Source organism: Streptomyces sp. NPDC057302, from assembly GCF_042667685.1.
In the GTDB taxonomy this organism is placed as follows: domain Bacteria; phylum Actinomycetota; class Actinomycetes; order Streptomycetales; family Streptomycetaceae; genus Streptomyces.
On the sequence record NZ_JBHUZJ010000036.1, the window covers coordinates 1 to 14,900 of the forward strand.

Consider the following 14,900-nt stretch of genomic DNA (forward strand, 5'->3'; position numbering starts at 1 on the left):
CCGGGCGCTTCCCTTCGGTGTTTCATTTTGTCTTGCTGTGTTTCGTTCTTGCGTTTCCGACTCTATCAGACTCTTTCGTGTCCGATTTTCCTCGGCGCCTTTCAGGTTTCCGCTCCGACCTTTCGGCTTTCGCGTTTCCCTTTCCGGCGAGTCCGACTTTATCAGAAGTTTTCGGCCGGTCTTACCGGCCTGGTGTTTCTGATTTATCGGGAGTGGCTTCTTGGCTTATGAGAATCAAGAAGCAGGCAGATATTAACTGCCGCCACTGGACTTGTCCAGCTCTAGGCAACTGTTCGAATCTACCTCCCCCGTCCTGCCGTGTCAACGGTTTTCTTGGGGCGTCGAGGACACTAGCAGGTCAGCGGGGGCCGACGCACATCACGCTGCTGTGGGGACGGTGGCGCTGCGTTCCGTGGGGTCAACGTCCCCTGTGGCACCGGCTCGTGCCGCTCTGCCGCCCAGGACATAGACGTACACGAGGAAGGCCAGTTCAGCCGCGATCCCGATGCCGATGCGGGCCCAGGTCGGCAGGCCGGAGGGGGTGACGAAGCCTTCGATGGCGCCCGAGATGAACAGGACCAGGGCCAGGCCCACCGCCATGCCGAGGGCTGCTCTGCCCTCCTCGGCGAGGGCCGTTCGGCGTGAGCGCGGGCCCGGGTCGATGACGGTCCAGCCGAGGCGCAGGCCCGTGCCGGCGGCTACGAAGACCGCGGTCAGTTCCAGGAGGCCGTGGGGGAGGACCAGGCCGAGGAAGGTGTCGAGGCGGCCTGCCGAGGACATCAGGCCGATGCCCACGCCCAGGTTCAGCATGTTCTGGAAGAGGATCCAGACGACCGGGAAGCAGAGGAAGGCGCCCAGGACCAGGCACATGGCCGCTGCTTGGGCGTTGTTCGTCCACACCTGGGCGGCGAACGACGCCGCTGGGTGGCTCGAGTAGTACGTCTCGTACTGGCCGCCGGGGCGGGTGAGCTCGCGCAGTTCGCTCGGGGCCGCGATGGAGGACTGGACCTCGGGGTGCGTGGCTATCCACCAGCCGATGATCGCCGCGAGGACCGTCGACAGGAGGGCCGTGGGGACCCACCAGTGGCGGGAGCGGTAGACCGCTGCCGGGAAACCGTGGGTCAGGAAGTGCGTGGCGTCGCGCCAGGAAGCGCGGCGGGTGCCTGTCACGGCACTACGCGCGCGTGCCACGAGGTGGGTGAGGCGGCCGGTGAGCTGCGGGTCCGGGGCGCTGGACTGGATCAGCGAGAGGTGGGTGGCCGTGCGTTGGTAGAGGGCGACGAGTTCGTCGGTCTCGGCTCCGTTGAGGCGGCGCTGGCGGCGCAGCAGGGCGTCGAGTCGGTCCCACTCTGCTCGGTGGGCGGACACGAAGACGTCGAGGTCCATCAGGTGGCTGCTCCTCGTACTACGGCGTGATGCTGCCTCAGCTTGGCAGACTGGCCGTTCCGAGGGCAGCGCAGGGAAGGGCGGCTGGCGTGAGTGAGCTTGTTACGGGCGAGGCGGTGGCGCTCGAACTGCGCCCGGCGAAACTGCCGAGCCGTGGGCTCGCCGTACTGATCGACTTGTTGGTGGCCTGGGCGGTCTACCTGGGGGTGACCGTCGGAATCGTGGCCTCTACGTCCTCTTTGGACGACGCGGCGGCCGCGGCGGTCGCCGTCGCCAGCTTCGTACTGATCCTGATCGGTGTGCCGATCGCGGTGGAGACGCTCAGTCATGGGCGGTCGCTGGGGAAGATGGCGTGCGGGCTGCGGGTGGTGCGGGACGACGGGGGGCCGATCCGTTTTCGGCACGCGTTGGTGCGGGGCGCCGTGGGGGTCGTCGAGATTCTGCTGACGTTCGGGGTCGTCGCGTGCATCGCCTCGCTGGTGTCCGCGCGGGGGCGGCGGCTGGGGGACGTGTTCGCGGGGACGCTCGTCGTCCGGGAGCGGGTGCCCACCGCGCGGGCGGCCTTCATTCCTCCGCCGCCGCCTTGGCTGGCGGGACGGTTCGCCGAGCTCGATCTGTCGGGTGTGCCCGAGGGGCTGTGGCTGGCGATCAGGCAGTACCTGACGCGCATGGGGCAGCTGGACCCGCAGGTGGGCTGGGCGATGGCGGAGCGGCTTGCGGGGGATCTCGCGGAACGTACGGGGGCGCCGGCTCCGCAGGGCGTTCCACCCGCCGCGTACCTGGCCGCGGTCGTGCAGGAACGGCAGGCGCGGGACGCTCGGCGGGCGTTCGGCGGGAACGGCGGCGGCGGGGGCGGTGGCCAGGGGCCGGTCGGTCCCGGGTACTCGGTGCCGCCGGGGTACGCGGCGCCTGCGCCTGGAGCCCCTGTGCCGGGGGCCACTGCGCCTGAGGGGTATCGGGGCGATGTCGTGCCGCCGGGGCCCGAGCCGGTGTACCCGGGGCAGGAGGGTGCCGAGGCCTCGCCTCCCCGCACCGGGTTCGTGCCGCCCGCGTAAGGCTGGGTCAGGCGAACGCCGAGGGCGGGGATTCGAGGTTCTCGAGCTCGATGCCGGGGGCGGAGAGCACGACGTCGCCGGTGATGTGGATGGCGTGCTGCTCGCCGGTGTCCAGGGCTGTGACCTGGTATTCGTCCACGACGAGCGGGCCGTTGTCAGTGGCGTGTGCTTCGCTTTTGAGCAAGGCCCAGGACTGGTCGAGGGTGCGAGGGGCGAGGACCGGGTCGGTGAAGGCGACGAGGCGGACGCGGGTCGCGGGGGAAGCGGGGGCGAGGCGCAGCAGGCGGGTGGTCGCGATGAGGAAAGCGGGGGATGTGCCGGTGAAGGCGTGGGCGGGGGCGTTGTCTTCAGCGGCGTGGGCGCCGGTGGGGTCGGTGCGTACCCAGGTGACGCCGTCGATCGCGGCGGCGCGGATCTGCCAGTCCCGCGAGTGGAGTTCGAGGCGGATGGGGCGGCCGAGTTCGTCGAGGGCGAGGTCGACGGAGCCGGTGGGCTCGCCTGAGGGCGCGGTCCGCTGAGAGACGTAGCGCCAGCCGGAGGGGCCGGGGGCGCAGTGGAAGTGTTCCTCACCGAGGGGGGTGTGGTCGTGCGGGTCGTGAAGCGAATAGTGGCCGCGGGGCATGGGGCTCGGTCCTTGTCGGGGGCGGGTTCTCGTCCGAGGGCTGGGGGGGGCTGGCGTCGGCGGTAGAGCAAGGGCGGGGCAGGGGCGGGCTGTCTGCTCGGCTCGGGTCGGCCCGGCTCGGGTCGGCCCGGCTCGGCCCGGCCCGGCTCGGCCCGGCCCGGCTCGGCTCGGCTCGGGTCGGCCCGGCCCGGCTCGGCCCGGCTCGGGTCGGCCCGGCTCGGGTCGGGTCGGCCCGGGTCGGGTCGGCCCGGGTCGGGTCGGGTCGGGTCGGGTCGGGTCGGGTCGGGTCGGGTCGGAGCCCAAGGTAGGGCAGACGTGGATCTGGACAGGGCCTGGTGGCCGGCGGGCGGGTGCCTCACGGGCGCAGGCCCCCGCCCGGGTGGGCGAGGGCCTGCGGTCGAGCGTGTGCCGGGAGAGGGACGGTGAGTCCCTTGCGGCGGGGCTCGGTCAGTAGCGGTAGTGGTCCGGCTTGTACGGGCCCTCTACCTCGACGCCGATGTAGGAGGCCTGCTCCGGGCGCAGGGTCGTGAGCTTGACGCCCAGCGCGTCCAGGTGGAGGCGGGCGACCTTCTCGTCCAGGTGCTTGGGGAGCACGTAGACGTCGGTCGGGTACTCCTCCTGCTTGGTGAACAGCTCGATCTGGGCCAGCGTCTGGTCCGCGAAGGAGTTGGACATCACGAAGGACGGGTGACCGGTCGCGTTGCCCAGGTTCAGCAGGCGGCCCTCGGACAGCACGATGAGGACCTTGCCGTCGGGGAACGTCCAGGTGTGGACCTGCGGCTTGACCTCGTCCTTGACGATGCCGGGGATCTTGGCGAGGCCGGCCATGTCGATCTCGTTGTCGAAGTGGCCGATGTTGCCGACGATCGCCTGGTGCTTCATCTTGGCCATGTCCGAGGCCATGATGATGTCCTTGTTGCCCGTCGTCGTGACGAAGATGTCGATCTTGTCGACGACCTCGTCGAGCGTCGAGACCTGGAAGCCGTCCATCGCCGCCTGAAGGGCGCAGATGGGGTCGACCTCGGTGATGATCACCCGGGCGCCCTGGCCGCGCAGGGACTCCGCGCAACCCTTGCCGACATCGCCGTAGCCGCAGACCAGGGCGGTCTTGCCGCCGATCAGGACGTCCGTGGCGCGGTTGATGCCGTCGATCAGGGAGTGGCGGCAGCCGTACTTGTTGTCGAACTTCGACTTCGTCACGGCGTCGTTCACGTTGATCGCCGGGAAGAGCAGGGCGCCGTCACGGTGCATCTCGTAGAGGCGGTGGACGCCCGTCGTGGTCTCCTCCGTCACGCCGCGGATCTCCGAGGCGAGCTGGGTCCACTTCTGCGAGCCGTCAGTGATCGTGCGGTTCAGGAGCTGCAGGATCACCCGGTGCTCGTCCGACTCGGCGGTGTCCTCGGACGGAACCTTGCCGTCCTTCTCGTACTCGACGCCCTTGTGCACCAGGAGGGTGGCGTCGCCGCCGTCGTCCAGGATCATGTTCGGGCCGCCGGTGGGGGTGTTCGGCCAGGTCAGCGCCTGCTCCGTGCACCACCAGTACTCCTCGAGGGTCTCGCCCTTCCAGGCGAAGACCGGGATGCCCTGCGGGTCGTCCGGGGTGCCGTTCGGGCCCACGGCGATGGCGGCGGCCGCGTGGTCCTGGGTCGAGAAGATGTTGCAGGAGACCCAGCGGACCTCGGCGCCCAGGGCGACCAGGGTCTCGATGAGGACGGCGGTCTGCACGGTCATGTGCAGCGAGCCCATGATGCGGGCGCCGGCCAGCGGCTGGGTGGCGGCGAACTCCTTGCGGATCGACATCAGGCCGGGCATCTCGTGCTCGGCGAGGGTGATCTCCTTGCGGCCGAACGCGGCCAGGGAGAGATCGGCGACCTTGAAGTCCTGGCCGTTGGTGAGAGTCGTCATGGGCGAGCTGCTCCTCGTGGGGTTGATCGAGGGTGGGTGGGCATGGCTGGCTGACCTGCGACGACGGCACAGAGGTGCACCGGCGCGCAGCAGCGCAGTCCGTCGGAGGCCCTCTCTCCCTCGGCCAGCGCCCGTGCAGGCACCGCCCGACCGCCATCAGCAGCGACGTCTGGCTCGGTCACAAAGCTACACCGATTGGCCCAGCGAGCCCCAGCCCGCCTCCCCGGGCGTCGGATCGGGCGGGGCAGCCGTACGCGGGGCTGTGGGGAGGGCGTCAGACCTGCTCATTCGGGACCTTTGCGCTTTTGAACCTGCGCTCATGTGTTGCAGGATGCCTTGAGATCGGGAACATTTGCGCGATCTTGTGTGACGAAGGCGTTAGGAGATCCACGTGACCCATCCGGCCGATCCCCCCATAGGCGGGAGCGACGGCGAGCAGAAGAAGCTCAAGCTGCTCGCCGTGACCGCCTGTCCGACCGGTATCGCTCACACGTACATGGCTGCGGAGAAGCTCTCGCAGGCCGCGGAGAGCCTCGGCATCGATATGAAGGTGGAGACGCAGGGCTCCATCGGGGCCGAGAATGTCTTGACTGACAACGATGTCAGGGATGCCGACGGCATCATCATCGCCGCCGACAAGGACGTCGACCGCGGCCGTTTCGTGGGCAAGCGCGTGCTGTCCGTCGGCGTGTCCGAGGGCATCAGCCATCCCGAGCGGCTGATCGAGCAGGTGCGGAGCGCGCCCGTGCACGGCGGAGGCGGGGGCGGCGGATCCGCCGAGCCGCTCTCCAGCGGTGGCGGGGGCGGCAAGGAGCGGAGTCTCGCGTACAAGGCGCTGATGAACGGCGTCTCGTACATGATTCCGTTCGTCGTGGTGGGTGGGCTGCTGATCGCGATCTCGCTGTCGCTCGGCGGCCACACGGACCCCAAGGGCGGGCTCGTCATCCCCGACGACTCGTTCTGGATGCACGTCAACCAGATCGGTGTCATCGGCTTCACGCTGATGGTGCCGATCCTCTCCGGCTATATCGCGTATGCCATCGGCGACCGGCCCGCACTCGTGCCCGGCATGATCGGCGGTTGGATCGCCAACACCGGCGAGCTGTACGACTCCAAGGCGGGCGCGGGCTTCATCGGGGCCATCGTGACCGGCTTCCTCGCCGGTTATCTGGTGCTGTGGATCAAGAAGGTCAAGGTCCCGAAGTTCGCCCAGCCGATCATGCCGATCATCGTGATCCCCATCGTCGCGACCACGGCACTCGGACTCTTCTTCATCTACGTCATCGGCAAGCCGATCTCGTGGGTCTTCGAGCATCTGACCGACTGGCTCAGCGGCATGACCGGGACCAGCGCGATCCTGCTCGGCGCGATTCTCGGGCTCATGATCGCGTTCGACATGGGCGGTCCGGTCAACAAGACGGCGTTCCTGTTCGGCGCGGGGCTCATCGCGACCGGCAACCAGACCGTCATGGGCATGTGCGCCGCGGCCATCCCGGTCATGCCGCTCGGCCAGGGACTCGCGACGCTGATCCGCAAGCGGCTCTACAGCGAGCAGGAACGGGAGACCGGTCTCGCCGCCTTGTTCATGGGCTTCTTCGGCATCTCGGAGGGAGCGATCCCCTTCGCGGCCGCGCGGCCCGCGCAGGTCATCCCCGCGAACATGCTCGGTGGCGCGGTGGCCGGTGCGATCGCCGGTCAGGCGGGTGTCGAGGACGCGGTGCCGCACGGCGGGCCGATCGTGGCGGTCCTGGGCGCCATCGGCGGCGTACCGATGTTCTTCATCGCTGTCGCCATCGGCGCCGTCGTCACCGCACTCACCACCGTCACGCTGGTCGACCTCAGTGAGCGCAAGCGGCGCGGGGCGCCGATCGTCGGCGGTCCCGGCGGTCCCGAGCCGGTGCTCGCGGGGGTGGGCGCCGGAGCTGTCGCCTCCGGGGCCTCAGCGGCCCCGCAGAAGGCGCCCGCGGCGGCTGCCGCACCGGCGGCGGCCCCCTCCCCCGCCGTCGAGGACGCGGCCGGGGACGAAGTCCTCTCCGGCTACCTCACCGAGCAGACCGTGAAGGTCCAGCTGGACTCCGCCGACAAGGACACCGCGATCCGCGAGATGGCGAACCTCCTCGCCTCCACCGGCAAGGTGAACGACGTCGAGGAGCTGGTGCAGACCGCTCTGCGCCGCGAGGCCCAGGGCACCACGGGGCTCGGCGAGGAGATCGCCATCCCGCATGCCAAGACCGATGCGGTGACCTCGCCCGTCGTCGGGTTCGCGCGGTCGGCCGAGGGCATCGAGTGGGGTGCGCTCGACGGTACGAAGGCCAAGCTGATCTTCATGATCTCCGTGCCGGAGGCCGCCGCGGGCGACGAGCATCTGCGGATCCTCGCGCTGCTCTCGCGCAAGCTGATGGACACCGGCTTCCGGGAGCGCCTTGAGGCGGCGCCCGACGAGGCCGCGATCCTCGACGTGCTGCGCGAGGTTCGCTAGCCGTCTCGGCAGCCGCCTGTACGCCGATGGGCCCCGCACCTGCACGGTGCGGGGCCCATCGGCGTACGGACTCAGAAGATCGGTCGTATCCAGAAGGTCAGTGGCCGCCCGGGGTCTTCGCCGGGTTCGTGCCCTCGGCGGCGGCCGTCTCGCTGTAGATGTCCGGCTCCAGGTAGATCACGCGGGCGATCGGGACCGCCGCGCGGATGCGCTCCTCGGCGGTGTTGATCGCGGAGGCCACCTCGGCGGCCGTCTCGTCGTGACGCACGGCGATCTTGGCGGCGACGAGAAGCTCCTCGGGGCCGAGGTGCAGCGTGCGCATGTGGATGACGCGGGTGACCGTGTCGCCGTCGACCAGGGCCTTCTCGATCTTCTCGACCTCTTCCGTGCCCGCGGCCTCACCCAGGAGCAGGGACTTGGTCTCCGCGGCGAGGATGATCGCGATCAGGATGAGCAGGATGCCGATGCAGAGGGTGCCGATGCCGTCCCAGACGCCGTCGCCCGTGCCGAGCGCGAGGCCGACGCCGATCAGGGCCAGGATCAGGCCGACGAGCGCGCCCAGGTCCTCCAGGAGCACGACGGGCAGCTCGGGGGCCTTCGCGCGGCGGACGAACTGCGTCCAGGTGAGGTTGCCGCGCGTGTGGTTGGACTCCTTGATGGCCGTACGGAAGGAGAAGCTCTCGGCGATGATCGCGAACACCAGGACGCCGACCGGCCAGTACCAGTGCTCGATCTCGTGCGGGTGCTTGATCTTCTCGTAGCCCTCGTAGATCGCGAACATGCCGCCGACCGAGAAGAGCACGATGGAGACCAGGAAGGCGTAGATGTAGCGCTCGCGCCCGTACCCGAAGGGGTGTTGCGGGGTCGCCTCGCGCTGTGCCTTCTTGCCGCCGACGAGCAGCAGGCCCTGGTTGCCCGAGTCCGCGAGCGAGTGCACGCTCTCGGCGAGCATCGACGACGAGCCACTGAAGATGAACGCGACGAACTTCGCCACCGCGATCGCGAGGTTCGCGGCGAGTGCCGCGACAATCGCCTTTGTTCCGCCTGACGCGCTCATGTGTGCCCGTTGTCCCTTCGCCTGCGTACGTTCATGGCCTGCCGCCGGCATCGCTGCCGAACCGGGCGCCGCTTTGCCCGCCCTTTGCGGTGGGTCATTGTTGCAGCACGGGGCGCCGGTGGTGCGTCAGGCCATCACAGTGGCACGGAAGACCGTGCCGACTCCGGACAGTTCGGTCTTTTCGCCTGCGGGGACGAACACGGACTGTCCGGGCGCGAGTTCCTCGGTGCCGCCCGCGCCGACGGCACCGCCCACGCGGACCGCGCCCGCGACGCAGAGCAGGATCTGCGGGGTGGCGGCCGTGAGGTCGTGCGCCGCGGCGCTGCCCTCGGGCAGGACGAAGCGGGAGAGGCGGAACTCGTCGATCGGGGTGTCGTAGACCTCTTCGCCGTCGGGCGACGCCTCCGGGCGCAGGACTCCGGGGTCGGTCGCCTCGAAGCGGACGATGCGCAGGAGTTCGGGCACGTCGACGTGCTTGGGGGTCAGGCCGCAGCGCAGCACGTTGTCCGAGTTCGCCATGATCTCGACGCCGAGGCCGTCCAGGTAGGCGTGCGGGACTCCCGCGCCGAGGAACAGGGCCTCGCCGGGCTGGAGCCGGACGTGGTTGAGGAGCATCGCCGCGATGACACCGGGGTCGCCGGGGTAGTGGTGCGCGATGCCCGCGTACGGGGCGTAGGCGCCGCCAAGGCGTCCGGCGGCTTCGGTCACCTCGGTGACGGTCGCTGCCATCTCCTCGGGGTCGGCGGTCAGGACGGCCGTCAGGACCTCGCGCAGCGCGGCCTCCTGGGGCTTGGCGTGCAGCAGATCGACGTACGGCTTCAAGGAGTCGACGCCGAGTCCGGCAAGGAGGTCCGCCGCCTCGACCGGGTCGCGGAAGCCGCAGAGGCCGTCGAACTCCGTGAGCGCGCAGATCAGTTCGGGCTTGTGGTTTGCGTCCTTGTAGTTGCGGTTCGGGGCGTCGACTGGGATGCCGCGGCTCTCCTCGTCCTCGTACCCCTCCCTCGCCTGCTCCAGGTCGGGGTGGACCTGGAGGGAGAGCGGGGCGCCCGCGGCGAGGAGCTTGAGGAGGAAGGGCAGGCGCGGGCCGAACTTGGCGACCGCGGCCCTGCCGAGCTCGTGCCCCGGGTCCTCGTCGATCACCTTGTCGAGCGGGCCGCGCGCGGTGCGCGAGGGCGCGCCGGGGTGGGCGCCCATCCACATCTCGGCCTGCGGTTCACCGGTCGGCTCGACGCCGAGGAGCTCCGCGATGGCGGTGGTGGAACCCCAGGCGTAGGGGCGGATGGTGTTGGTGAGGCGGTCCACGGAGGGGTTCTCCCTTACGTACGTACGTGCGTGCGCGGGTGCGCGAGTGCTCGGGGCGCTGGTGCTCGGGTGCGCTGGTGCTCGGGGCGCTGGTGCTCGGGTGCGGGGTCTCAGATCACGACCGGGCCGTGGTCATGATCGGTCCCTCGGGGCGAGCGCCAGGTAAACGGCGGCGAAATCCGTGACGGCGATCAGCTCCGCGAGGGCCTCGAGCTCGTCGCCGTCCTCCGGTTCGAGCTCGCTGATCGCGATGTCGTGGCCGTGGGCGAGTTCGCGGGCCGTGGGCGCCGCGCTGAGCCCTCCGGCGTCCACCGGGCGGTCCCGGAGCAGGACGACGCGGGCGCGCAGCTGCTGGGGCTCCTCGACGCGGTCGCGGAAGAAGTCGTCGCCGCCGTCGCCGCCGCCGCTCGGGGCGAGGTTCCCGGCGAGCAGGGCGCCGTGCGCGGGCAGCGACTCGGGCAGCTCGCCCGCGACCGCCGGGTGCCCGGCGAGCTCGGCGAGCGTGGCGGCGAACCTGCGGCCGACGGGGCCCGCGAGCCTGCCCTCGGTCCAGATCACCGGGAGGGCGTCGGCGAGCTCGGCGGCGAGTGTCTTGGCGGGGTTGCTGTACGTGGCGATGACCGGCCCGCAGCGCTCCGCGACGTGGTCGAGGCGGTCGGCGATCTTCTCCAGGGTCTCGGCCGGTGCGGTGATCAGGCCGGTGCGGTCCAGGAGGATGAGCAGGGGGGTGAGCAGGGCCCAGAGGGTGGCGGGGGCGGAAGCGGCGGCCTCGTCGCTCACGCGCCGCGCCTCGTAGGTGCCCGACGCGCGCTCTCCGTCGTGCGGGGTTTCGTACTCCCCGTACGGAGAGGTGGCCATCGCGACCGTGAGGCCGTGCGAGCCCTCCACGCCCTCGGCCAGCGGGGAACGGGCGGGGGCTACGGCGACGACCGTGCTGCCGCGGCGGTAGGCCTGTTCCGCGAGGAGTTCGAGGCCTGGTTCCGTGCCGTCCGGGGTGGCGATGAGCAGCAGGTCCAGGGGGCCCGCCCAGCCCGGGAGCACCCAGCGCAGGGCGCCCGCCGCGGGGGCCACGCCGGTGGGGGCGAGGCGGATCACGGGGCAGCCCGTTCCGGCGAGGGTGCCGAGCAGGTCGGCCACGCAGGTGGCGGCGGTGCCGGGGCCCGCGATCAGGATGGCGCGGGGGCGGCCGTCCGGCTTGAGCTGCGTGAGCCCTGCCTCCGCGGCGTGCCGTACCGCGGTGCGGACGCGGGCGCCTGCCTCCGCCGCGCCGCGGAGCAGGCCGCGGCGGTCGGCTACGGCGAGGGCCTCGGGGGCGTCGAGGAGCGATTCGTCGAGCATGGGGTCGGGCCTCCGATTCGCCGGACGACGGGGACGCGTGGCGCCGCCGGTCGCACTTCTTGTCGTTACGCCGGGCCTTGCTGGGCGCTGCGCGGGGCCGCGGGTGCCTTGCGCGGAGCCTGCGGGTGCCTTACGCGGGGCGGCGGGCCTCGTCCACGAGGAGTACGGGGATGCCGTCGCGGACGGGGTAGGCGAGGCCGCAGTCCTTGGCGTCCGCCGTGCAGACAAGCTCCGTGTCCGCCTCCTTGAGGGGGGCGTGGCAGGCGGGGCAGGCGAGGATCTCCAGGAGGCCGGCTTCGAGCGGCATGGGGTGGGTCCCTTCGAGGGGGTGGGGTAAGGAATGTCGCCTGGTCAGCCTACCGCTGGCCCCTGGGCCTTGGGTGTGTGTACCGGCGGGGCTTCGCCCCGGGCCCCGTGGGTGGGACGCGGCGTCGCTTTTTGGCTGCGGGCCGGTGGGTGTTTGCGCCCACCCGTTCCGCCGTGCGGAACGCCTGCCCACGAACGGGGCGTCCTGACGGGGCGTCCTGACAGGGCGTCCTGGGGGCGGCGGCTTGGGCGGTTGTCGCCCGTGCCGCCGCCGGGTTTGGTCAGGCCCTGATGATGGCCAGGGCCTCGTCGCGGGCCTTGACCATCGTTGCCTCGTCCCGTGCTTCCACGTTCAGGCGCAGCAAGGGCTCCGTGTTGGAGGCCCGGACGTTGAACCACCAGTCCGCGGCCGTCACCGTGAGCCCGTCCAGGGTGTCGATGGTGACGCCCTCCTGGGATGTGTACGTCGCCTTGATCGCCGCGAGGCGGGACTCCTGGTCGTCGACCGTGGAGTTGATCTCGCCGGAGGCCGCATAGCGGTCGTACTGCGCGACGAGGGCCGAGAGCGGACCGTCCTGGCCGCCGAGCGCCGCCAGGACGTGGAGCGCGGCCAGCATGCCCGTGTCCGCGTTCCAGAAGTCACGGAAGTAGTAGTGCGCCGAGTGCTCACCGCCGAAGATGGCGCCCGTCTTGGCCATCTCCTCCTTGATGAACGAGTGGCCCACGCGGGTGCGGACCGGCGTGCCGCCGTTCTCCCGCACCACCTCGGGCACCGACCACGAGGTGATGAGGTTGTGGATGACCGTGCCCTTGCCGCCGTTGCGCGCGAGCTCGCGCGAGGCGACCAGAGCGGTGATCGCCGACGGGGAGACCGGGGCGCCGTCCTGGTCGACGACGAAGCAGCGGTCCGCGTCCCCGTCGAAGGCGATGCCGAGGTCGGCGCCCTCCTCGCGCACCCGCTCCTGGAGGTCCACGATGTTCTTCGGGTCGAGGGGGTTGGCCTCGTGGTTCGGGAACGTGCCGTCCAGCTCGAAGTACATCGGCACCAGCGTCAGCGGCAGCCCGTCGAAGACCGTGGGGACGGTGTGCCCGCCCATGCCGTTGCCCGCGTCCACGACGACCTTCAGCGGGCGGATGGACGTCAGGTCCACCAGGCCGCGCAGATGCGCCGCGTAGTCCTTGAGGGTGTCCCGCTCGGTGAGCGTGCCGGCAGTGGCGGCCGGCTCCGGGGCGCCGGACCGGGACCAGCCCTCCACCAGGGCGCGGATCTCGGCGAGACCGGTGTCCTGGCCGACCGGGGCGGCGCCCGCACGGCACATCTTGATTCCGTTGTACTGCGCGGGATTGTGCGAAGCCGTGAACATCGCACCCGGCAGGTTCAGCGCACCCGACGCGTAATAGAGCTGGTCCGTCGAGCAGAGGCCGATCTCCGTGACGTCGACACCGAGCGCGGCGGCCCCGCGCGCGAAGGCCCGCGAGAGGCCCGGCGACGACGGCCGCATGTCGTGGCCGGTGACGATCGCGTCCGCCCCCGTCACCCTCGCGAAGGCCGCACCGAACAGCTCGGCGAGCGACTCGTCCCACTGATCCGGGACCACCCCGCGCACGTCGTACGCCTTCACGATCTGGGACAGATCAGCAGTCACGGCCAACCCTCTCTGCAGGTTCTGCGAGTTCAGCGGATTCGAAGAGCACTCGTCACGCCTCGTCACGCACTCGTCGGTCACCCCAAACTACCCGCAACGACTGACAACCAGCTGTGAGCATCGTCAAGTCGTCGCAGGTCGACGTCAGGTTCTCGTCACGGCAGCATCCAGCCGAGCACCACCGTGCTCTGCCCCACCACGATCAGGCACATCACCAGCAACAGGCCGAGGCTCCAGGGCAGCACCTTGCGCAGCAGATCGCCCTCCTTGCCCGCGAGGCCGACCGCCGCGCAGGCGATCGTCAGGTTCTGCGGGGAGATCATCTTGCCGAGCACACCGCCCGAACTGTTGGCAGCCGCGAGCAGTTCGGGCGAGAGCCCGGACTGCTGAGCCGCCGTCACCTGGAGCGCGCCGAACAGCGCGTTGGCCGAGGTGTCCGAGCCGGAGACCGCGACGCCGAACCAGCCGAGCACCGGCGAGAGGAAGGCGAGCCCCGCGCCCGCCGCCGCCACGAAGTGGCCGATGGTGGCGGCCTGCCCGGACAGGTTCATCACGTACGCGAGGGCGAGCACGGACGTCACGGTGAGGATCGCGAACCGCAGTTCGTGCACGGTCGAGAGCCATTCACGCACCGCCACGCGCGCGTGCACCCCGATGATGGCCGCCGTGCCCACACCGGCGAGCAGTACGAGCGTCCCGCCCGTCGCGACGAGCGGCAGCGAGAAGAGGTTGCCGCCGACCGGATCCCCGTCGGGGCCCGCGACGTTCAGGAAGGGCCAGTCGAAGGTCTGCGTCGCCTTGGCCAGCAGGTCCTTCACCGGCGGGATCTGGGCCACCGAGAAGATGGCGACGATGAGCGCGTAGGGGGCGTAGGCGCGCAGGATCTCGGGGCGCGGGTCGTCCTGGTCGAGGTCTTCGCTGCGTACGCCGGTGAGGACCGCCACGCGTACGGGCTCCGCGGCGGGTTTGCGTGCGCTGGGCACCGCCATGAGGGCGGCGGCGCCCGCCAACGCCGCCCCGATGTCGGCCAGCTGGGCGGAGACGTAGTTGGACGCGGCGAACTGCGCGGCGGCGAAGGCGAATCCGCACACCAGGGCGGGCACCCAGGTCTCGCGCAGGCCGCGCCGCCCGTCCACCAGGCCGACCAGGAGCAGGGGCACGACCAGGGCGAGCAGCGGTGTCTGGCGGCCGACGACCGTGGCGACGGTGTCCAGCGGGAGCCCGGTGACCTGCGCGAGCGTCACCACGGGGGTGCCCATGGCGCCGAAGGCGACGGGCGCGGTGTTGGCCACGAGGGCGACGACCGCGGCCTTCACGGGGTCGAAGCCGAGCGCCACCAGCATCACGGCGGAGATCGCGACGGGTGCCCCGAAGCCGGCGAGCGCCTCAAGGAGGGCGCCGAAGCAGAAGGCCACGACGAGTGCCTGGATGCGCGGATCGTCCGAGAGCCGGCCGAAGGAGCGGCGCAGGATGTCGAAGTGCCGGGTGCGCACCGTCATCCGGTACACCCACAGGGCGTTGACGACGATCCACAGGATGGGGAAGAGCCCGAAGAGTGCGCCCTGCGCGGCGCCGGACGCGGTCTGGCCGAGCGGCATCCCGTACGCGAGGAAGGCGACCAGGGCGGCGACACCGAGGCCGATGAGGCCCGCGTGGTGGGCCTTCATGCGGACGGCGCCGAGCAGGACGAGGACGGTGAGGAGGGGCAGGGTCGCGATGAGGGCGGACAGGCCGAGCGAATCGGCCACGGGCTCCAGCTGCTGCACGTACACGGACGGCTCCCCGGTTTCCGTGATGCGGAAGG

Annotated in this window: 11 protein-coding genes; 2 read left to right on the forward strand and 9 right to left on the reverse strand. The window is 70.8% G+C overall.

Annotation, left to right across the window (positions count from 1 at the left end):
- Positions 1 to 378: 378 nt before the first annotated feature.
- Complete coding sequence (locus tag ACFUPX_RS24090) at positions 379 to 1,386, reverse strand: stage II sporulation protein M (RefSeq protein ID WP_383326168.1); 1,008 nt, start codon at positions 1,384 to 1,386, stop codon at positions 379 to 381.
- Between the two features lie 89 nt (positions 1,387 to 1,475).
- Here ACFUPX_RS24090 and ACFUPX_RS24095 point away from each other — a divergent pair, with 89 nt between their 5' ends.
- Positions 1,476 to 2,441, forward strand: coding sequence for an RDD family protein (locus ACFUPX_RS24095; RefSeq protein ID WP_383326171.1), 966 nt, complete (start codon positions 1,476 to 1,478; stop codon positions 2,439 to 2,441).
- A 7-nt stretch (positions 2,442 to 2,448) separates the two neighbouring features.
- Here ACFUPX_RS24095 and ACFUPX_RS24100 read toward each other — a convergent pair whose 3' ends face one another.
- Positions 2,449 to 3,063: a hypothetical protein gene (locus ACFUPX_RS24100; RefSeq protein ID WP_383326174.1), complete on the reverse strand. Its 615-nt coding sequence runs from the start codon at positions 3,061 to 3,063 to the stop codon at positions 2,449 to 2,451.
- Positions 3,064 to 3,510: 447 nt separating this feature from the next.
- Positions 3,511 to 4,968: an adenosylhomocysteinase gene (gene ahcY, locus ACFUPX_RS24105; protein ID WP_383326177.1), complete on the reverse strand. Its 1,458-nt coding sequence runs from the start codon at positions 4,966 to 4,968 to the stop codon at positions 3,511 to 3,513.
- A 391-nt stretch (positions 4,969 to 5,359) separates the two neighbouring features.
- Between ahcY and ACFUPX_RS24110 the strand changes: the two genes are divergently transcribed.
- On the forward strand, positions 5,360 to 7,447 hold the full coding sequence (locus ACFUPX_RS24110; RefSeq protein ID WP_383326180.1) for a fructose-specific PTS transporter subunit EIIC: 2,088 nt from the start codon (positions 5,360 to 5,362) through the stop codon (positions 7,445 to 7,447).
- 97 nt (positions 7,448 to 7,544) lie between these two features.
- Here ACFUPX_RS24110 and ACFUPX_RS24115 read toward each other — a convergent pair whose 3' ends face one another.
- From ACFUPX_RS24115 to ACFUPX_RS24140, 6 genes are all read right to left on the reverse strand, one after another.
- Positions 7,545 to 8,504, reverse strand: coding sequence for a cation diffusion facilitator family transporter (locus ACFUPX_RS24115; RefSeq protein WP_383326183.1), 960 nt, complete (start codon positions 8,502 to 8,504; stop codon positions 7,545 to 7,547).
- Between the two features lie 126 nt (positions 8,505 to 8,630).
- Positions 8,631 to 9,806, reverse strand: coding sequence for a mannose-6-phosphate isomerase, class I (gene manA / locus ACFUPX_RS24120; protein WP_383326187.1), 1,176 nt, complete (start codon positions 9,804 to 9,806; stop codon positions 8,631 to 8,633).
- 132 nt (positions 9,807 to 9,938) lie between these two features.
- Positions 9,939 to 11,144 carry an SIS domain-containing protein gene (locus ACFUPX_RS24125; protein WP_383326190.1) on the reverse strand — a complete coding sequence of 402 codons (1,206 nt, stop codon included), beginning with the start codon at positions 11,142 to 11,144 and terminating at the stop codon, positions 9,939 to 9,941.
- 130 nt (positions 11,145 to 11,274) lie between these two features.
- Positions 11,275 to 11,451 (reverse strand): Trm112 family protein, encoded by a 177-nt coding sequence (locus ACFUPX_RS24130; protein ID WP_361832750.1) that lies wholly within the window; start codon positions 11,449 to 11,451, stop codon positions 11,275 to 11,277.
- A gap of 280 nt (positions 11,452 to 11,731) precedes the next feature.
- On the reverse strand, positions 11,732 to 13,096 hold the full coding sequence (locus ACFUPX_RS24135) for a phosphomannomutase/phosphoglucomutase (RefSeq protein ID WP_383326194.1): 1,365 nt from the start codon (positions 13,094 to 13,096) through the stop codon (positions 11,732 to 11,734).
- Positions 13,097 to 13,251: 155 nt separating this feature from the next.
- Positions 13,252 to 14,868: an L-lactate permease gene (locus tag ACFUPX_RS24140; protein ID WP_383326197.1), complete on the reverse strand. Its 1,617-nt coding sequence runs from the start codon at positions 14,866 to 14,868 to the stop codon at positions 13,252 to 13,254.
- Positions 14,869 to 14,900: the final 32 nt, after the last annotated feature.

Excerpts from the sequence above, each read along its gene's own strand:
- ACFUPX_RS24130 (WP_361832750.1), bottom strand. The coding sequence starts at position 11,451 with ATGCCGCTCGAAGCCGGCCTCCTGGAGATCCTCGCCTGCCCCGCCTGC.
- ahcY (WP_383326177.1), bottom strand. The coding sequence starts at position 4,968 with ATGACGACTCTCACCAACGGCCAGGACTTCAAGGTCGCCGATCTCTCC.
- ACFUPX_RS24090 (WP_383326168.1), bottom strand. The coding sequence starts at position 1,386 with ATGGACCTCGACGTCTTCGTGTCCGCCCACCGAGCAGAGTGGGACCGA.
- ACFUPX_RS24125 (WP_383326190.1), bottom strand. The coding sequence starts at position 11,144 with ATGCTCGACGAATCGCTCCTCGACGCCCCCGAGGCCCTCGCCGTAGCC.
- ACFUPX_RS24115 (WP_383326183.1), bottom strand. The coding sequence starts at position 8,504 with ATGAGCGCGTCAGGCGGAACAAAGGCGATTGTCGCGGCACTCGCCGCG.
- ACFUPX_RS24100 (WP_383326174.1), bottom strand. The coding sequence starts at position 3,063 with ATGCCCCGCGGCCACTATTCGCTTCACGACCCGCACGACCACACCCCC.